Origin of the sequence: Actinospineispora eucalypti, from assembly GCF_039543365.1 — a bacterium.
GTDB classification, from domain to species: Bacteria; Actinomycetota; Actinomycetes; order Mycobacteriales; family Pseudonocardiaceae; genus Pseudonocardia; species Pseudonocardia eucalypti.
Window position 1 is genome coordinate 33,382 of sequence record NZ_BAABJP010000015.1, and the last position, 19,247, is coordinate 52,628.

General features: G+C 71.3%; 14 protein-coding genes and 1 pseudogene. 3 read left to right on the forward strand and 12 right to left on the reverse strand.

All coding sequences use genetic code 11. The features are described from left to right. Window positions 1-46: 46 nt before the first annotated feature. The 11 genes from ABEB12_RS16220 to ABEB12_RS16270 all read right to left on the reverse strand — a co-directional run bounded on the left by ABEB12_RS16220 (window position 47) and on the right by ABEB12_RS16270 (window position 15,011). Window positions 47-1,252, reverse strand: coding sequence for a peptidyl-prolyl cis-trans isomerase (locus ABEB12_RS16220; protein ID WP_345702868.1), 1,206 nt, complete (start codon window positions 1,250-1,252; stop codon window positions 47-49). Then, window positions 1,249-3,657 carry an RND transporter family protein gene (locus tag ABEB12_RS16225; protein WP_185059679.1) on the reverse strand — a complete coding sequence of 803 codons (2,409 nt, stop codon included), beginning with the start codon at window positions 3,655-3,657 and terminating at the stop codon, window positions 1,249-1,251. Before ABEB12_RS16225 ends, ABEB12_RS16220 begins: the two co-directional genes overlap by 4 nt. Then, complete coding sequence (locus ABEB12_RS16230; RefSeq protein ID WP_185059677.1) at window positions 3,657-4,973, reverse strand: MlaD family protein; 1,317 nt, start codon at window positions 4,971-4,973, stop codon at window positions 3,657-3,659. The genes ABEB12_RS16225 and ABEB12_RS16230 overlap by 1 nt, the downstream gene beginning before the upstream one ends. Next, window positions 4,970-6,304, reverse strand: a complete 1,335-nt coding sequence (locus ABEB12_RS16235) for an MlaD family protein (protein WP_185059675.1) — start codon at window positions 6,302-6,304, stop codon at window positions 4,970-4,972. The genes ABEB12_RS16230 and ABEB12_RS16235 overlap by 4 nt, the downstream gene beginning before the upstream one ends. Beyond that, window positions 6,301-7,746, reverse strand: a complete 1,446-nt coding sequence (locus ABEB12_RS16240) for an MlaD family protein (RefSeq protein WP_185059673.1) — start codon at window positions 7,744-7,746, stop codon at window positions 6,301-6,303. Before ABEB12_RS16240 ends, ABEB12_RS16235 begins: the two co-directional genes overlap by 4 nt. A gap of 2 nt (window positions 7,747-7,748) precedes the next feature. Beyond that, a complete protein-coding gene (locus ABEB12_RS16245; RefSeq protein WP_185059671.1) occupies window positions 7,749-9,056 on the reverse strand; it encodes an MlaD family protein in 1,308 nt (435 codons plus the stop codon). 2 nt (window positions 9,057-9,058) lie between these two features. Then, window positions 9,059-10,507, reverse strand: a complete 1,449-nt coding sequence (locus ABEB12_RS16250) for an MlaD family protein (RefSeq protein ID WP_185059670.1) — start codon at window positions 10,505-10,507, stop codon at window positions 9,059-9,061. Beyond that, window positions 10,504-11,754, reverse strand: a complete 1,251-nt coding sequence (locus ABEB12_RS16255) for an MlaD family protein (protein WP_185059668.1) — start codon at window positions 11,752-11,754, stop codon at window positions 10,504-10,506. Before ABEB12_RS16255 ends, ABEB12_RS16250 begins: the two co-directional genes overlap by 4 nt. Window positions 11,755-11,839: 85 nt before the next feature. Further along, on the reverse strand, window positions 11,840-12,688 hold the full coding sequence (locus ABEB12_RS16260; protein WP_345702869.1) for an ABC transporter permease: 849 nt from the start codon (window positions 12,686-12,688) through the stop codon (window positions 11,840-11,842). A 13-nt stretch (window positions 12,689-12,701) separates the two neighbouring features. Then, complete coding sequence (locus ABEB12_RS16265; protein ID WP_345702870.1) at window positions 12,702-13,544, reverse strand: MlaE family ABC transporter permease; 843 nt, start codon at window positions 13,542-13,544, stop codon at window positions 12,702-12,704. Between the two features lie 510 nt (window positions 13,545-14,054). Further along, window positions 14,055-15,011, reverse strand: coding sequence for a prolipoprotein diacylglyceryl transferase (locus tag ABEB12_RS16270; RefSeq protein ID WP_185059666.1), 957 nt, complete (start codon window positions 15,009-15,011; stop codon window positions 14,055-14,057). A gap of 575 nt (window positions 15,012-15,586) precedes the next feature. Between ABEB12_RS16270 and ABEB12_RS16275 the strand changes: the two genes are divergently transcribed. Next, window positions 15,587-16,558, forward strand: coding sequence for a substrate-binding domain-containing protein (locus ABEB12_RS16275; protein WP_185059664.1), 972 nt, complete (start codon window positions 15,587-15,589; stop codon window positions 16,556-16,558). 21 nt (window positions 16,559-16,579) lie between these two features. Here ABEB12_RS16275 and ABEB12_RS16280 read toward each other — a convergent pair. Beyond that, window positions 16,580-17,497: pseudogene (locus ABEB12_RS16280) on the reverse strand (DMT family transporter); the annotation flags it as partial. 4 nt (window positions 17,498-17,501) lie between these two features. Between ABEB12_RS16280 and ABEB12_RS16285 the strand changes: the two are divergent. Together ABEB12_RS16285 and ABEB12_RS16290 are read left to right on the forward strand one after the other, a co-directional pair. Beyond that, the gene (locus tag ABEB12_RS16285) at window positions 17,502-18,413 is read left to right on the forward strand and encodes a LysR substrate-binding domain-containing protein (protein ID WP_185059662.1); all 912 of its coding nucleotides are present in this window, start codon (window positions 17,502-17,504) and stop codon (window positions 18,411-18,413) included. A gap of 26 nt (window positions 18,414-18,439) precedes the next feature. Next, a complete protein-coding gene (locus tag ABEB12_RS16290) occupies window positions 18,440-19,222 on the forward strand; it encodes a GDSL-type esterase/lipase family protein (RefSeq protein WP_185059660.1) in 783 nt (260 codons plus the stop codon). The last annotated feature ends 25 nt before the right edge of the window (window positions 19,223-19,247 follow it).

Genomic DNA, 19,247 nt, shown 5'->3' on the forward strand with positions numbered 1-19,247 from the left:
CGGCTTGTTATGCGGCGTCGTTGCTCGAGCGGGCGCCGGGGGCGGGCTACCGGCCCGGCGCCGGAGCGGCCCCAGGTGCCGGAGCCGGGGCGGCCGGGGCAGGCACGCCCGGAGCGGGGGCTGGGGCGCCGGGAGCCGCGGGGGCGGGGGCGCCCGGAGCGGGAGCGGCCGGGGCGCCGGGGGCCGCGGGGGTGCGCTGGTCGGGGGGCGGGCCGAGGCCGGTCGGGTCGTCGGGGCGGTAGGCGTCGGCGTACCGCACGCTCACGTCCTCGAGGCGCTCGTGCAGCCAGTTGTTCCAGACCTCGCCCTGCTTGGTCTGGTAGAGGTACGAGCGCAGCATGTCGCGCATCTGGTCGAGGGCGAGGGGCGTGCCGGGGGCGACCTCGAGCACCTGGCCGACGCCCCAGATGCCGGTCTGGGTCTTCACCGGGCCGAAGTAGGTGTTCGGGCCGGGGGTGGCGAACGCGGCGTCCGCGAAGGGGCGGTCGGTGACCTGGTCGTGGGTGGCCACGCCCAGCTCGCCGCCGACGTCCTTGGTCTTGCTGTCCTGGGACCACTGCTTGGCCGCGGCGGCGAAGTCGGCACCCTGGTCCAGCTGAGCGCGAACCTGCTTGGCCTCGTCCTCGGTCTGCACCGCGATGATCCGCAGGTGCCGCTTCTCCGGGCTGACCATCTCGGCCTTGCGCTGCTCGTAGGTCTGCGCGATCTCCTGGTCGGTCGGCGGCTTGACGTCCTTGGTCACCTGCTCGAACAGCCGGCCGCTGGCCTGGCGCCGCTTCAGCTCGTCCAGGAAGTCCCGCTCGGTGACGCCGGCCTGTTGCAGCCCGGCGAGGAACTGGTCCCGGCCGCCGGGGAAGCCCCGCTCCATCAGCTGGTTCAGGTTGTCGCTGGCGGTCTTGTCGGCGATGACGATCTTGCGCTCGGCGGCGGCCTGGTCGACCACGGTCTGCACGGCGATCGCCTTGGCCACCGCGCGGTGGTACTTGTCCAGCGTGGCCGGGTCGTTGGGCGGCGCGCCGAGGCCCTCCAGCAGGCCGTACAGCTTGGCCCGGGTGACCAGCTCCGGCTCGGTGAGCACCGTGTCGCCGGCCCGGAACACCGCGCCGTCCGGCACGCCGTAGATCCGGTCCAGCGCGATCGCGGTGCCGGACCCCAGGGCCAGCAGCCCGAGCAGCACGATGCCGACGACCATCCCGGCCAGCCCGGACGGCAGCACCGGGTGTCGGCGCACCCAGGTCAGCAGGGAATTCATGCCTTCACCTCCACAGCGTCCGCCGATCGGCCGGACGGAACCGGGTCAACCTCGGCGGCCCTCGGGGGGACCAGCCAGACGACCAGCTTGGCAGCCAGATACGAGAGCACCACGGCCGCCCCCAGCACCAGGCCGAACTCCCGCACCACCCACAGCCGGGACGGCACCAGCGCCAGGTAGCCGAGCACCGAGGTGGCGCACGCGATGCCGACGCTGCGCCACAGCCAGCGCCGGGCGGTGCGGCGGGCCTCGGTGAGCAGCGCGACGAACTCGCAGCCGGTGACGCTGACCAGGGAACCCAGTCCGATGGTCAGCGGGCTCAGCGCCAGGCCGAGCGCCCAGATCACGCCCAGCCCCCAGCCGGTGGCCAGCAGCGCCGCCGCCACCGCGCGCGCCGCGTCCCAGCGCCGGCGCAGGCCCAGCGCGAGCACCAGGCCGGCGATCACGATGCCGGCCAGGTTGGCCAGGTACCGGTCGTCCAGCAGCAGTTGGTAGCCGCGCGCGGCGGCCACCGGCAGGCCGACCACCTCGGCCTTGAACCCGGGCGGCGGCGGGGGCAGCGCGGCCGTGACGTCGCGCAGCATGCGCTGCTGCGCACCCAGGTCCTGCAGCCGCACCCCGTACATCAGCAGCGCGGCCGACCGGTCCGGCTTGACGATCGACGAGCTCAGGTAGGGCGGGATCAACGCGACGGCCGAGTCCACCTGGCCGGGCGTGGGATCCGGCCCGAGGAAGCCGAACAGGTTCGGCACCCCGACCACCGGCCGCAGCTGCTCGGCGAACCGGGTGGCCAGCACGTCCTGCGTGGCGCTCGCCCACCTCAGCGCGTCCGCGCTGAGCGTGTCCGGGCCGGACAGCCGGACACTGATCTCAGCGGAGGCGCCGAGCGCGGACTCCACGATGGACGCGTCGTTCAGCGCGGGCAGGCCGGCGGCCAGGTCGGTCGGGTTGGCCGCCACGTTCACCCGGGGCAGCGCCACCCAGCCGACCAGCGCCAGCGCCGAGGCCAGCACGGCGGTGCCGATCCGCGCGGCCCGTGGCACCGACCCGGCGGCGGCAATCCCCGCGGCCCGTGGCGCCGGCGGGGCGGCCGGCCGGGGCGCCGGCTCTTCCGGCATCGCGGCCGGCCGGGGCGCCGGCTCCTCCGGCATCGCGGCCGACGGGGGCCAGTACCGGTTCAGCAGCAGGGCGACGCCGACCGTGGCCAGCACACCCAGGCACAGCGCGTAGCCGAGGTCGCGGACGAACGGCAGCGGGGACAGGGCCAGCGCCAGGAAGGCCACCGACGACGCCACCGACATGACCACGATGCGCCGCCGGTTGGGCACCGCCGCCAGGTAGAGGGGGAACGAGCTCCCGATGCCGAGCAGCAGCGGCAGCAGCACCACCGCGCCGAACGACAGCGGATGGCCCGACCAGCCGAAGAGGCCGACCGTCGCCGCGCTGCCCAGCAGCGAGGCCACCAACGGCCGCAGTCGCTGCCACCGGTTACCCGGCGCGGGAACCAGCAGGTAGCGCAGCAGCACCGCGAACGCGACCAGCGCACCGATCAGCGGTGACTGCTTGGCCACCTCCCCGGCCAGCGACGCGGTGACCGTGGGCACCCCGCTGACGGTGACCGAGGTGGTGTCCAGCCGGGCGCCCGCCACGGTGTCCCGGATGGCCTGCACCAGCCGCTGGGTGCCGTCCTGGTCCAGGTCCTCGCGCGGGCGGACCAGGACCACCGCGGTGTCCGGGCTGGGCACGATGAACCGCCAGTTGGGCCGCGTCTGGCCGTCGTCGCCGAACAGCACGGTCTGGGTGAACGACGGGTTGGACAGCGTGGGCAGCCCCACCTTGAACCCGTAGACCAGCAGCGGCGCGTAGCGCACGTTGACCTCGGTGAGTGCCGCCTGGCCGGCCTGCGCCACGTCGGCCGGCGACCTGCCGGCCGCCCGCGCGGCCTCCTCGGCGCCCGCCCGCGCGGCCTCCCGCTTCTGCACGATGGACAGGATGAAGTTGTGCCCGGCGTCCGCCAGCTGCTTGAGCACCGTGCCGGGGCCGTAGACGGCGGCCACGTCCGGGAGCTGGGCCAACGACTCCTCGGCGCGCAGCAGTGCCTGGGTGTTCCGGCCCTCCCGGACGAACTGGTAGTTCTGCGAGTAGCGGAGCATGACGATGACCGGGTCACCGCCGAAGTCCCGGGCCTTCTGCTCGACGGCGGCCATCGCCGGGTCGCCGGCCGGCAGGAAGGACTCGGTGCTGGTGTCCACCCGGACCATCGGGATCCCGGCGACGAGCACCAGCCCGAGCACGCCGAGCAGCACGGCGGCCACGCCGCGCCAGCCGTCCCTACGGATCGCCGCGCCCCCCGCCGGCCAGTGCTTCCCCAGCCGGCGGGAGAACCGCGGTAACCGCCCGAACATCAATTGTCGCGGTGGATCCGGGGGAACTCGCCGGTGAACGGCTTGAGCGGCTTGTCGTAGCTCCCCGGAGCCGGGTACGGGTTCTTGATGAAGATCGAGCTGGGCATCTTGATCGGGTTCGGGCGCAGCGAGCGCGCCCCGACGTACGGCTTGAGCCGCACGCTGATCTCACCGTCCGGGTCGAAGTAGTGCAGCGTGCCGCCGAAGTTGGTGAAGAAGGCGGTGATCTCCTTGCCGTACGGCCGGATGTAGCGCAGCGCCGGGTTCAGGTCCTTCAGCACGCTGGTGGCCGGCGGCAGGAAGTCGTGCGTCTCGTCCTTGAACTTCCCGGTGCGGTGCAGCGTGGGCGGCGCGTCGTCGAGGATGTCGTCCAGCGGCCCCATGGCCCGGCGCAGGTCGTGCGTGGCGTCGGGCAGGTCGTCCAGCGCCTCGCTCAGGTCGGGCGCCGCGTCGCGCAGGTCCCGGGCGATCGGGCGCAGCGCGTGCGAGATGTCGCTGATGTCGTCGCTGGCGGCGGTGGCACTGTCCAGCACGCCGGGCAGCTTACGCATGGCCGCCTCGAGCGCCGGACGCTGCCCCGCGGTGGCCGAGGTGAGCCGGTCCGCGCTGGAAACCAGCTGGGCGATCTGCCCCTGGCCGACGTCGGCCGCGTCCATCACCGAGGACAGCTGCCGGGACACCTTTTCCAGGTCGGCGGACTGGTCGGACAGCGACTGGAGCACCGTGTCGCCGTTGCGGCCCAGGTCGGACAGCCCGGCCATGATCCCGGAGATGTCCTGCTGCCGGCCGTCGGTGCCGGTGGACAGCTGCCGGACCACGCCGCCGAGGGCGTCCCGGGTGGGCTTGTCCAGGCTGGCCAGCACGTCGCGCAGCTGCACGGTCGGCTTGACCGCCGACTCCGGCAGCACGGTGCCGGACGGGTAGGTGTTGGGCCCGGTGCCCGGCTCGATCCGCACCATCGGCTGGCCGGTCAGCGACTTCTCACTGATCTGCACCTTGGTGCCCTCGTGCAGCGGGGCCACCGCGTCGTCCAGGGCCAGGGTCAGCCGGATCTTGTCGTTGGCCACCCGGTCGATGGCGTCCACCTTGCCGACCGGCACGCCGGCGGTGTACACGTCCACGAACGGCACCACGTTGGCCACGGTCGGCACGTCGAACGCGACCTTGTAGTCCCGCTGCTTGCTGAAACCGGGCACGTAACCACCCGCGTTCGCGTACAGGTAGCCGGTCAGCGCCGCGATGCCGAGCACGAAGGCCAGCAGCGTGACGGTCCGGTAGACCGGCGCGGAGATCTTGCTCTTGCCCGGGGCGCTCACCGGCACTCACCACTTCCCTTGGGGGGGTACGGCAGACCGGTGGTGACGCTGGGCGCGTCCTGGTACCGGTTGGTCAGCGCTTCGCCCGCCCCCGCCTTGTGCATGCCGCCGAGCGGGCTGGTGGGGTCGAAGGTGAGGAAGCCGCGGGGGAAGGCCCCGTTGATGTCCCGGGTGCCGAAGCTGGAGTTCGTGTTGTAGGTGAAGGCGCCGAAGTCGTACATCCAGGGCGCGATCTTCTGGGTGTACTCGTCCAGGCAGGCGGTCACCGGCCGGAGGTCGTCGAACGCCTCCTTGAGGTCACCGATGCTGGCCTTCAGGTCCTTCACGAACGGCTTGGCCTTGTCCACCACCGGCCGGGCCGAGTCGACCGTGTCGTCCAGCGGGTCCAGCGCGTCCCGCAGCTCGCTCAGCGCCTTGGGCAGCTCGTCCGAGGCGTCCTTGACGTGGTCGAGGGTCGGGTTCAGCTGCTGGCTCAGCTCGGAGGTGTTGTGCAGCGCGCGCTTCAACGCGTCCGTGGTGCCGGGCAGCTCGGCCAGGGTGCGGCCGAACTCGTCGTTGCGCTCGGCCAGCGTGCCGAGCGTGTACTGGGTGGAGTCCACCAGGCTGGTCAGCCGGGCGTCGTTGCGGCCCAGACCGGTGGTCAGCTGGGAGAGCCCGCTGACCAGCTTCTCGATGTTGTCGTGCCGCTTGGCCAGCCGGTCCACCACGGGCTTGAGCGTGTTCAGCGACTGGTCGGCGGCGCGCAGCCCGACCGGCAGCGTCTCCGGCGCGTTGGCCAGCGCGTTGTCCGACTCGGCGAGCAGGCTGGTGAGCGCCGCGCGGGCCTTGTCGTCCAGCTTGTCCAGCACCTCGTCGGCCTGGATCGGCCGGGAGGTCTGGGACAGCGGGATCAGGTCACCGGAGTTGAGCGGCTTGCCGGGCGGGCCGCCCGGGTTCAGCGTGAGGTACATCTGGTTCAGCGGGTTCACCGGGCGCAACACCGCGCGGGCGTTGTCGTAGACGGTGTGACCGGGCTCCAGTTCCATGGTGATGATCGAGGTGTTGCGGTCGGTCGGCTCCACCTTGGTGATCAGCCCGATCTTCACCCCGGCGATCCGCACCTCCTGGGCGTTGCCCGGGCTGATGGCGATCGCGTCGGCCAGCTCCGCCCGGACCTGGTAGCGCTCCACCCACGGCAGGGTGAAGTTCACCTGCGACAACAGGAACCCGGCCGAACCGAGGCCCAGCGCCACCATGACCACCAGGGCCAGCACGTCCCGGCCGAGGCCCGGCACGGTGCGCAGCCGGCGCCAGCGCTCGGCCAGCGTCTTGTGCGTACGGGGCGTGCTCATTTCCCTGGTCCTTTACCTAGCAGGCCGTTGGGATCAACCACCGGGGCAGGTACGCCCGGATCGGGCGCGGGCACCCGGAAGCCCTGTCCGGTGCCGGGGATGATCGGCGGGTTCTTCGAGCCGCCGTCCGGTCCCTGCGACGGGAGCCCGAACATGGAGTGCAGCATCCGCTCGAAGCTCTCCGCCGCCGTGCCGTGGCCGAGCACCGTGGAGCTGGAGCCGGCGAACTCGAAGCCGAGCATGTGTGCCGTGCTGTCGCTGTACTGGGTCAGGCCGTTGGTGTTGGTCAGCAGGTACATGAGCTCCTGGTAGAACTTGGAGCCGGTGCGGCCGCCGTTGGTGTACTTCGGCCCCTCGCCCTTGAACTCGCTGTTCAGCTCCTTGAGGATCGGGCCGTTGACCGTGTCCAGCGGGCGGCCCTGGATGTCGTCCAGCACCTCGATGCCCTTGCGCACCGTGGGCACCAGCTTGTCCAGCAGCGGCCGGGCCTCGTGCAGCACCTCGCGCAGGTCGGAGGCCAGCGGGCGCAGGTCCTCCAGCACCGGCTCCAGGCGCTTCAACGTCGGGTCCAGCTCGCGCACGGCGGGCCGGGCGTCGTCGGCGGTGTCGATCAGCTTGTCCAGCGTGGTGTTCAGGTCGGCCGCGCCCCGGCGGGTGGACCGCAGGGTGTCCGGCAGGTCGGCGATGGTCCTCGCCAGCGGGCCGGAGTTGGCGCCCAGGGTGTTCGAGGTGTTGGCCAGCGAGTCCACCACCGCGCGCAACTGGCCCGGCTTGGCGCTGAGCACCTTGGCCAGCTGGTCGGCGTTGGTGGTCAGGGCGGCCAGGTCGCCGTCCTTGTTCACGCCGCGTGCCGCGTCCAGCACCACGCCGGCCGGCCGCAGGGTGTCCGGGGCATCCTTGACCAGCTTCTTCATCTCGCCGCCGAGGCCGGCCTTGAGCGTGGTGTCCAGCCGCTCGGTCATCCCCTGCAGGCCCTTCTGGGCCTCCGGCGGGATGGCCGCGAGCACCTTGTCCAGCTCGACCGGCAGCTTGGCCCGCTCCGGCGGGATCGTGCCGGTGAACTCGCCCGGCTGCCCGCCGCTGGTCAGCTCGATGTAGTACTTGCCGCCCAGGATGGTGACCGGCCGGATGGTCGCGCTCGGCTCGGTGCCGAGCAGCTTGCGGGTGCCGTGGGCCACCTTCAGCGTCACGGTGACCGGGCCGTTCTCCTGCTGCTCGATGCTCTGCACCTTGCCGACCGGCGACCCGGCGATCTTCACCTCGGTGTCGTTCGCGGTCATCCGGTAGTTCTCGGCCAGCTGCACGGTGACCGTCTCACCCGGGGTGAGCGCGGTGATCAGGTCGTTCTTGTAGGAGAGCAGCACGCCGATCACGGCGGCCAGGCCCAGCATGACGAACGCGGCCAACACCGGGCGCGTACGGAGGAATCGGGAAATCCGCATGGCTACTTGCCCACCGCCTTCTGGACTCCCCGGCCCAGGGCGTCACCGGGGATGAATGCGCCGTCCTGGTCCCGGATCTGGAGGTTCTGCCGGGGCTTCGGGTACGGCAGCACCGAGTCCTTGATCGGCAGGTCGGTGAGCGAGGTGGCCGACGGCATGGCCAGCGCGCCCCGGAAGTGGTGCGTCCAGCCCTCGTGCGACACGATCAGGCTGCCCACGTCGGTGAAGAACGAACCGATGTCCAGCGCGTACGGCTTCATGTACTGCAGCGGCACCGCCGCGTCCTTCAACCCGCCGCCCAACCGGGGCACGAACGGCCGCAGGTCGGAGAAGGTGTCCTTCAGGTTGCTCACCGCCGGCTTGGCGTCGTCGGCGAAGTCCGGCACGCCGTGGAACGGCTCCTGGGCCTCCCGGAAGGTGCCGCGCAGGTCGTCGGTGGACCGGCCCAGCGCCCCGGCGCCCGGGGTCAGGTCGCGGGTGCCGGCGGTCAGGTCGGCCAGCACCGGCCGGGCGTTGTCCAGCGCGCCGCGCGCGGTGCGCAGCGTGTTGGGCGCCTTGGCCAGGGTGGCGCCCAGCGCCTTCCCGTCGTCAGTGCCGATGGCCCGCAGGGTCTGGTCGGTCTGCCGCAGCAGCTCGCCCAGGATCTGCTCCCGGCCGGTGAACCGGCTGGACACCCGGTCGGTGCTGCGCAGCAGCCCGGGCAGGTCGGTGCGGTCGGAGACCAGCGTGACGCTCAGCTTCCGCACGCTGTCCTCGGTGGTCGGCAGCGAGGCCAGGAAGTCGTGGAAGCCGGGGCCGTAGTCGCCCATCAGCATGCCCCCGCCGATCTGGCGCAGCGCGTTGCCCAGGGCGTCCCGGGTCGGCTGGTCGAACACGTCCAGCACCTCGACCAGGTCGTGGGTGGACTCGGTCTGGCCGACCGGCAGCACCGCGCCGCCGAGCAGGCCGCTGGCCTCGGTGCCCGGGCGCAGCTCGACGAACTTCTGCGCCAGCGAGGACTGGTCCCAGATGCCGGCGTAGCCGTCCTTGTACATCGGGACGCCGCCGGTGACGTCCATGACCACCACCGGCTTGCCGTCGACCAGGTCCACGGCGGCCACCTGGCCGATCTTCAGGCCGTTCTGCCGGACCTCGGAGCCCGGCGCGAGCTGGCCGATGTTCTCGAAGGCGGCCCGGATCTGGGTGGGTTCGGTCCACGGCAGCCGCGCCTGGTTCGCGGTCACCGCGACAACCATGACCATCGCAAGGGCGAACAGGGCGAACAGACCGATGACGAACCGGCGGGCGGCGTACTTGGTGGGAGCAGACATGACTACTTACCCCCGCCCAGCAGCGATTCGAACATGTTGCCTTCCTGCCTCGGCGTCAGCCCGGAGGCGCCGCCCGAGTCCTTGTTCTTCGGCGGCGTGTAGTCCGGCGGGGCATCGCTCTTCGGCTGGGTGTCCGGGGTGATCGGCGCCAGGCCCGGTATCCCGGGCAGCCCGGGCGTGGCCTTCTGGCCGTAGGTCCCGCTGGGGTCCTGGCGGACCGGGTTGAACGGTGCGTCCCGGCCCGTCGAGGGCAACCCGCCCGCCCCGATACGGGCCAGCTCGTTCGGCTCGAAGTTGAGGATGGCGCGGAAGTGGTGCCCGATGCCGTCGTAGTCGGCGGTCGCCATGGCCCAGTTGCCGACCGTGGTCATCAGGTTCTCCAGCTGGCCGGCCTCGCCCGGCTTGTGCTTCATCACCTGGTGGCCGATGGTGCCCACCGAGTCGCTCACCTGGGCCAGCGCCCGGGCGGCCTCCACCAGGTCGTCCACCACCGGGCGGCCGTCGTCCAGCATGGTGTTGAGCCGGTCCATCACCTCGGGCACCGCGTCCAGCGCGGGCTCGGCGGCGTGCGAGAAGTCGTGCAGCTCCTCGCTCACGTCCTCCAGGTTGTCGGTGATCGGCCGGATGTCCCGGAGCACGTCACCGGCGTGGTCGGCGGTGCCGGACAGCTCGTTCAAGGTGCCCCGCGCGCTGGAAAGCGTGCTCGGGGCCTCCACCAGGGTGTCGTTCAGTGCCTGCCGGTTGGCGGCCACCGCACCCAGGGTCCGGTTGGCGCTGTCCACCAGCGGGTCGATCGGCGGCGCGAAGTGGTCCAGGTTGCGCTGCACCTGCACGATGAAGTGGTCGAGCAGGGCGTTGTGCTTGTCCAGCAGCGCGGAGATGTCGTCCACGCTCCGGAACGTCGGCTCCAGGCCGCGCAGCGCCTTGGCCGTGGTGTCCCCGTTGCCCTCCAGGCCCTGGCCCAGCGTGCTGACCATGGCGGCCAGCGCGGTGGAGGTGGGCTTGTCCAGCGTGTTCAGCAGCTGGTCGAGGTCGACCGCCGCGCTGGTGTGCTCCAGGGTGATGGTCGCCGGCTCCGGCATCACCGGGGCGGACGGGGTGCCCTTGTTCAGCGCGATGAACCGCTCACCGAGGAGGCTGACCGGCTCGATCTTGGCGCTGGCATCGGTGTGCAGCGGGAAGATCGAGCGCTCCACCTCCATGGTCACCTGTGACTTGCCGTCCACCAGGTTGATCGCGGTGATGGTGCCGATCTGGGCGCCGTTCATCTGCACCCGGTTGCCCACCACCAGCGGGCTGGAGTCGGTGAACGTCGCGGTCAACGTGGGGTTCTTGTTGCCGCCGAAGGTGCTGAACGCGAACCAGGCGACCAGCGCGGCCACCACCAGCACGCCCAGGACCACAACCAGGCGCCGGCCCAGCGACGTCTTCACGGCCAGGGGGCTGCTCATTTCGGGCCACGCTCCTCTTTCGGGCCGTCGGGGTTCGCGTCCCACCACGGCTGGTCGGAGTTGATCCCCGGCGGGACCTGGCGCTTCGGCCAGTAGCCCGGGACCCCGACGTCCGGCACGTTGCCCAGGCTGTACGGGCCTTCCACCACGATGGCCCTGGCGAACATGCCCACCGAGTCGTAGGTGGCGAAGCCGTTGGCCCAGTTGCCCAGGAAGCCGATCACCTCGGGCGTGTACGGGCGGATGAAGGTCACCGCCGGGCCGGCCTTGTCCAGCGTGGTGCGCAGCTGGGGCAGCACCTCGTTGGCCTTGTCCAGGAACTCGGGGGCGTCCTCGAGCAGCTTGTCCGCGTCCTTCAGCACCGGCACCAGGTCGTCCAGCGCGGGCTTCAGGTCGTGCATGACGTGCTTGAGGTCGTGCGCGACGCCGGGCAGCCGGTCGGCGGCCGGTTCCAGGTCGTGCAGCAGCGGGATGGTCTCGTCGGCCGCGGCCGGCACCTTGTCCAGGGTGACCTTGACGTCGTCCAGCGTGGCGGGCAGCTCGTTCAGCCCGTCGGACAGCGCCTTCTGGTGCACCGCCGCCGCGCTGGTCATCCGGTTCAGGTCGAGGATGGTGGAGGAGATCGCGCCGCGCCGCTCGCTGAGCACCGAGGTGACCTTCTCCAGGTTGGCCACCAGGGTCTTGATCGACTGGCCGTCCTGGCCCACCCCGTTCAGCACCGCGCCGAGCGCCTGCACGGAGGGCCCCGCGGCCTGCAGCGTGCGGTTGAAGTCCTGCTCGCTGCCGGCGAAGGCGGTGCGCAGCTGCTGCATCATGCCCTGCAGGTGCGCCCGGGTCGGCGGGTCGAGCGCCTCCAGCAGCTCCTCGACCAGCACCTGGTGCGAGCCGGTGCCGACCATCGCGCCGTCCGGCAGCACCGCGTTCTTCGCCGGCCCCGGGTTCAGCTGCAGGTAGCGGTGGCCCAGCACGGAGCTCCAGGCGACCTCGATCGTGGTCCCCTCGTGCAGCGGCTCGGGCAGCTCGTCGACGTCCACCTCGATGAACGCCTGGTCGCCCCGGACCTCCAGGTTGGTGACCTTGCCGACGTCGAAGCCCTTGAGCTGCACCGGCGAGCCCACCCCGATGCCGATGGCATTCGGCAGGACGGCCGAGATCTTGTGCTTACCGCTCAGCTGGCTGTACGCGAAGCCGCCCACCAGGGCGACCGCGATCAGCACTATGACGAGCAGCGGAGCTAAGCGCCTCATGGCGTCAGCTCCTGACCCGGCTCGGGGGCAGGGCACACTTGCACGAACATTCAAATCCTCCGGGGAGCGGAGAGGAGATACTTATTCAGTTACCGATCGGGGCGTTGGGGAAGCCACCCCAGAAAGCCTGCTGACAAATCAATCCGACAACGCTGACCATCACCATGTTCACGACCATCGACTTCGCGGTGTTCTGCCCGACACCAACCGGGCCGCCGCGCGCGTGATAACCGTAGTAACAACCGACCAGAATCACGGTCAGCCCGCACATCAGGCCCCACAATGTGGACAGCGCCATGTCCAGCGGGGTCTGGTAGGTCCACAGAATGTTCCAGAAACCGCCCTCGGAAACCGTGCGCAGCAGGTGCACGCAGGCCACGTAGGCGCCGAAGTAGTAGAGGATCAGGCCGATGGAGAACAGGAACGGCATGGCGATGATCGCCGCCAGCACCCGGGTCGCCACCAGGTAGACCTTCGACTCGATGCCCATCACCTCGAGCGCGTCGATCTCGTCGCTGATCCGGGCCGAGCCGATCTCGGCCACCAGCCCGCAGCCCACCTTCGCGGCCAGGATCCAGCCGGCCATCTCCGGGATGCAGAACCGCAGGCCGCCCAGCGCGGGGAAAACCGCGACATAACCCTGGGCGCCGAACTGGCGAATGATGTAGTGCCCCTGCACGCCGAAAACAAAGCCCTGGATCAGCTGGATGAACACCACCACGAAGCCGCTGGACAGGATCATGATCCCGGTCTGGCGGAAAACCTCGCTGGAGTATTTCCAGGTGCGGGGGATGGCGGTGAGAATCTGGCCGGAGAAATAGACCATCTCCACCATGTTCTTGAGCTTGCCCTCGATGCCACGCCAGATCACATCGAGCGGCTGGACACCCTGCCCGGATTCCTCGGGCGGCCGGACCTCAGCGGTCGTAGTCACTTTGAATAACCCTTTACCGGAGAATCTGCAGCTGCGGGAACAGGCCGAGCATGATCATGTTGAACACGCCGTCGATGAGGAAGACCAGCACGAAGGAGAGCACCACGGCCTGGTTCACCGCGCGGCCGACGCCGATCGCGCCGCCGGAGCAGTGCAGGCCCTTGTAGGCGCACACCACGCCGATCACCAGACCGATCATGATGCTCTTCAGCCAGGCCCCGACGAGCTCCACCACGGTGAGGTTCGAGTAGACCAGGGTCAGGTACTCGTTCGCCGGCACGCCGCCGTAGCTGACCGAGCTGATCAGCGCGCAGACCATGCCGATGATCACCGAGACCACCATCAGCATCGGGGTCAGCAGGGTGATGGACACGATCCGGGGCAGCACCAGCTCGCGGACCGGGTCGGTGCCGAGCACCTGGAGCGCGTCCAGCTCCTCGCGGATCTTCCGGGCACCGAGGTCGGAGCAGATGGCCGCGCCGATCACGCCGGCCACCACCATGGAGTTGATCCACGGGGTGAACTCGCGGATGTTCACGATGAAGAAGTACTGGCCGTACCGGTTGCCGGCGCCGAGTGGGCGGGTGAAGTTGAGGCCCACGATGCCGACCATGATCCCGAAGGTGAACACGGCGGCCACGATCGGGAACCACGAGGTCTTGAGCACGAAGTACATCTCGTCGCGCACCGCGCGCCAGTAGCCGACCGGCCGCATGACCGCGGAGGCCAGCACCCGCCCGCCGAGCTGCGTCATGCCGCCCAGCAGCTCGATCGGGTAGAAGATCAGGTTGGGCACCAGCCCGGCCCATCGGCTCTGCGTCCTGGGCACGTAGCCGGCCGACCTCGCCACCGTCACGGCACTGCTGCCGGGCGAGGCGCCACCACTAGCCATTTCCGCTGTCCCTTCTCCCTGGCCAAACGACGCTGCGCGCGGGTTGGACCAGTGCCCCGACCAACAGACACCGCGTGACTCGACGCCACCGTCCCGGTGTCCGGTGAATCCGCGGCTACCGTGATAGCACTTGTCTCAATGCCCGCGTGATCCACCTAACAGAACAACGATCGGCTTACGCAAGAGTTACGCCGAACAGCGCTTGATTTCTTCGTGACCTTTCACCCAGAGCGAGATCTTCGCGGATTGCCGTGAAACGGGCGATTGGCCAGGTCAGAAGCCTAGCAACCCGATATAAATCCCCCCAAAGGGAGACCGCCGACTCCCGCCGATCGAGTGGTTAGGGCTCGCTAGCGGGCATTGTTTAGGTCAGCAATGCGTGACTTTGGGCGTCACGGAGCGCAACGCAAAGACGTTGTGGATGAATAGATAGTGCGCTAGACTTCACAGTGCGTGACCGAGTGGGGTGAGTACTCACCGCCCCGCGAGCAGTGACTCCCGGTTCGGGATGCACGAGGTGCACGCGGTGAATCCCTCTTCCCGCGCCTCGTCCAGGCTGATCTCCTCGGGCTGCTTGCCCTCCAGCAGGCGGCAACCATCCAGGTGGAACCGGCGGCGCCCCGGCACGACGTGCACGACGCGGTCCCCGTTCAGGGTCGTCGCGCGGGTGGTCGAGCCGTTCCCGTTCGCGGCGGCGCGCTTGGTGGGCTTCGCTCCGGCCGGCTTGACCTGGGAAGTTGTGGCTGCACCCGGCTCGCCGGTTGTGGCCACATCCGGCTTCCCGGACGCGGCGGCGGCCGGCTTCCCGGCGCCAGCTGGCTTCTCGGCGGCGGCTGGCTTCTCGGCGGCGGCCGGCTTCGCCGCGGACGCGACCGGCTCGGCCGGCTCGGCGGCGGGCTTCTCGGCGGACGCGACCGGCTCGGAGGCAACCGGCTCAGCGTCGGCGTCTTCGCTGGTGGCGGGCTTGGTCCCGACGGAATCCGCACTGGTCACGGACGCGGCGGTTACCGACTCCGGCTGCCCGGCCCGCTCGGGGCTGGCCGGCTCGGCATCGGCGGACTCGGTGGCGGCCAACTCGGTGGCGGCCGGCTCGGCACCGGCCGGTTGGGCGTCGGCCGGCTCGGCGGCCGTTTCCGCGTTAGTGGGCTCGGTAGCGGCCGTGGTGGGCTCGGTAGCCGTCGTTTCGGCGGTGGAGGACCCGGTGGTGGGCTCGGCGCCGGTCGTTTCGGTGGCGGCCGGGCCGGCTGCCAGGGCTTCGGTGGCCCCGGAGGGCCGGTCGCCGGTCCGCGTGCGTCGCCAGAGCAGTGCGCCGAGGCCCAGGGCACCGACGAGACTGAGGCCGAGCGCGACGTAGACCAGGAGCATGTTCCCGGTCATCAAACCGGCCGCAAGGCAGGCCACCACCGCGACGATCAACAGCACCATCAGCATCCCGAAACCTCCTCTGGCGACGCGGTCGAGCGTCTCACCTGGGCAAACGTGGCGGCGTCTTTGCCGCCGGGAGCGCGCTCACCGGAACCCCGGGCCCTCACACGGTCTCACTCGCCGCGCGCGCCGCCGCGCCGACCCCATACATGCGGCGGGGGCAACTCAAACAGCGTTGGGGCACACGGTCAAACGGCGTTTAGAAACTGCCCACCGCGAGGCCCTCCGCACTAGGTGAGAACGAGGCGCACGAAGGAAGGTTGCCCCCTCCGCAACACCAGCCCGGCCGACCGTCGCCAGCTCGGTCACGGAGCGCGACCCGCGCCGGCCTGGTCGCGCCGGGGTCGCGCACCCCGAGCGGCAGCCCAGTCGCTTTTCGATCATGAGAGCGGGCGACCCTGCTGCCACTCGGCGAAGCCAACCCGGAAACCGGCTACCCTCCCCCCACCCGATCCACCTGGCGGCGGCCGCCGACAGGGGAGCGATCGGGCCAGGCGGAAATCGATCTCAGCGGAAAATTGACCATCCCTTAAGATCAGCCGTGCTCGCCGCTGGGGCGGCGACTCGGGGGAGGTCGGGGAATGGCGGTACGCGCCACACTGCACGATGTCGCGCTGGCGGCCGGGGTCTCCCGGTCGACGGCATCCAGGGTGCTGGCCGGTACGGATCGCAACGTCGATCCGGAACTGGCCCGGCGGGTGCTGGCGGCCAGCGAGCACCTGGGTTACCGGGCCAACCCGGTGGCCAGGGCACTACGCCGGCAGTCGACCGGCAACTACGGAATCCTGGTGCCGTCCATCCGCAACCCCTACTTCGTCCAGCTGGTCGACGCGTTCACCGAGGCCGCGAGGTCCGCCGGGCACGGCGTGATGCTGGCCGAGTCGGCGGACGACCCGGATATCGAGGCGGCCCGGATCGACGGGTTCGGCGAGGCGTTCGTGGACGGCCTGGCCGTGGTGCCCACGTCGATGGCGCGCAGCGGCGTGGCCATCCGGCGCGCCGAGGGCCGTTCCCGGGTGGTGCAGATCGACCGCTGGGCCACCGGCGCGGGCTGCGGCTTCGTCGGGGTGGACAACGACGCCGGGGTGGCCGCCGTACTGGACCACCTGCGCGCCTCGGGCCGCCGGAGGATCATCTACATCGGCGCCGAGCAGGAGGCGTCGGCGGGCGCCGAGCGGTTGGCCGCGTTCCGGTCCCGGGCCGAACCGGGCGACGGGGAGATCCTGCTCCCCCGGTTCTCCACCACGGCCGGCCGGGAGGCCGCGCACCGGCTGCTGAGCCAGGACTCGCTGCCGGACGCCGCGCTGTGCACCGCCGACGTGCTGGCCGTCGGCCTGCTCAGCACGCTGCAGCGGGAGGGCGTGCGGGTACCGGAGCAGATGGCGGTGACCGGGTTCGACGGCACCGACCTGCTAGAGCTGGTGGATCCGCCGGTCACCGCGCTGCGCCACCCGATGGAGGCCATCGCCACCCGGGCGCTGGGCCTGCTGCTCAACCCCACCGAGGAGCACCACCGGCTCGCCCCGGAGCTGGTCGTCCGCGCGTCCAGCTGACCCGCTGACCGCCACCCAGATCGCGACGACCACCACCAGGCAGCCGGCCAGCTGGGCGAGCGTCGGGCGCTCGCCCAGCAGCGCCACCCCGAACAGCACGGCCAACACCGGTTGCAGCAACAACAGCGCGCCGCTGATGTTCGGCGCCAACCGGCGGCTGCCGTAGCTGATCAGCAACCAGGCCACGACCTGGCCGAGCAGGGCCAGCCCGATCAGCCAGGCCCAGGTGGCCGGTGGGTGGTCGAAGGTGAGGCCGCTGGTGAACGGGGCGATCACGCCGGCGGTCGCCGCCGCCGCGAACGTGGCCAGGCAGACCGGCGTGACCAGGTGCGTCGGCCGGCGCCCGGTGGACAGCCGGTTCAGGTACAGGTACCCGGCGTAGGCCACCCCGGCGGCCAGCGAGAGCAGCGTGCCGCGCACCGGGTTGGTCATCCCGGCGCCCGCTCCGAGCGCGCCTCCGGCCAGCGCGACCCCGGCCAGCATCACCGGGCTGGCCAGCAGGAACCGCCGGGGAATCGGCGTGCCGCCGAACATCAGCGCGAGCACCGGGAAGACGATCACCTGGACGTTCACCAGCACGGTGGCGATGCCGGCGCCGACGTCGAAGATCGCCACCGTCCACATCAGGAAGTCCAGCCCGAGCAGCACGCCGGATGCCAGCCCGACGCACACCGTGCGGGCGTCCAGCCGGCCGCGCCGATACAGCTCGTAGCCGGCCATCGGGACCAGCACGACCAGCGCCATGGCGCAGCGCAGGAAGGCCGTCGAGCCCGGGTCGGCGCCGGCCAGCTTGACGAATCCGGCGGATGCGGAGATGCAGGCGGCGCCGGTGGCCACCCACAGCGCGGGAGCGGTGCGAAGCGGGTTCACACCTCGAGGCTGCCATCTGCCGTGCGCAACTTGTACTTCGTATTTATGTGGCTTATTGAGTAGTTTCACTTAGGTGATTTCTTGGGAAAGGCTGCGGGTGTTCGCCTCGGTCGCCGAGCACGGCTCGATCACTTCGGCCGCCGAGGCGCTGCACATCACCGGCCCGGCGGTGTCCCAGCACGTGCGCAAGCTGGAGCGGGAGGCCCGCTGCCGGCTGGTCGAACCGGACGGCCGGGGCATCCGGCTGACCCCGGCGGGGCGCCTGCTCGCGGCCACCGCCCGTTCGATGGTGGCCGCCGTGGCCGACGCCGAGCGGGACCTGGCCAATGCGGCCGACCGGATGGTCGGCCCGCTGCGCATCGGCGCGGTGGCCAGCGCGGTGCGCACGCTGCTGCCCGGCGCCCTGCGCGCGCTCACCGCCAACCACCCCCGGCTGCGCCCGTGGATGCGGGACGGCGAGATCGTGGACATGATTCCCGAGCTGCGCGCCCGCCGGCTGGACGTGGTGGTGATCGAGAGCTGGACGGCCCGCCCGGCCGCCATGCCGCCCGGTGTGCGGGTGACCCCGCTGCTCACCGAGGAGGTCCGGCTGGCGGTGTCCGCCAACCACCCGCTGGCGGAAACCGAGCCGGTCCGCCTGGCCGGGCTGGGCGACCAGGTGTGGAGCGCCTGCGCATCGGGCACCGACCAGCACGACGCGCTGGTGCAGCTGCTGCGCCGGCACGGCGTGGAGCCGGACGTGCGCTACCACGTGTACGACTACGCCACCATGCTCGCCCTGGTCGCCGCCGACCTCACGGTGACCCTGGTGCCGCGCAGCGGCGCGGTGGCCATGCCCGGGGTGCGCTACCTGGCCTGCCGCCCGGCGGTGACCCGGAGCCTCGCGGTGGCGTCCGCGGCGGCCGGCGACACCCCGGCCGTCCGGGCGTTCACCGCCGAGTTGGCCAGGGTGGCCGAGCACGACCTTCCGCCGTGGCCGGACTGAGCAATAACACTGTTACGATCGGCCTCATGACTCCCTACCACCGCTACGTCGCGATCGGCGACAGCCAGACCGAGGGCGTCGGGGACGGCGACGACCGGGTCGGCCTCCGGGGCTGGGCCGACCGCCTGGCCGAGCGGCTGGCCGCCGCCAACCCCGGCCTGGAGTACGCCAACCTGGCCGTGCGCGGGCGGCTGGCCGGGCAGGTCCACGCCGAGCAGCTGGAGCCCGCACTGCGCCTGCGCCCGGACCTGGCCACCGTGGTCGCCGGCCTGAACGACCTGCTCCGGCCGGGCTTCGAGGCCGGCGAGGTGATCGGCCACCTGGAGGCCATGTTCGCCGAGCTGACCGGGGCCGGCGCCCAGGTGGTGACCATCTGCTACCCGGACATCGTCAAGGTCGCCCCGATGGCCCGGCCGCTGCGCGGGCGGGTGTTCGACTTCAACGCCCGCATCCGGGCCGCCGCCGCCCGCCACGGCGTGCTGGCGGTCGAGACCGACGGTGTCCCGTTCAGCACCGACCCCCGGTCCTGGAGCCCGGACCGGCTGCACCTGAGCCCGCTCGGCCACCGGCTGGCGGCCGCCGCCGTGGCGCACGCACTCGGCCTGCCCGACGTGGACCCCGCCTGGCGCGAGCCGCTGCCCGCGCTGCCGCCGCCCGCGCCGTGGCAGACCGCCGCCACTGAGCTGCGCTGGACGGGCAGCTTCCTCGGCCCGTGGGTCTACCGCCGCATCCGGGGCCGCTCCTCCGGCGACGGCCGCACCGCGAAGCGCCCCGAGCTGGCCCCGGTCACCCTTCGGCGGGCGGACTGACCCGTGAGTGATTTGTGTGGCCCTG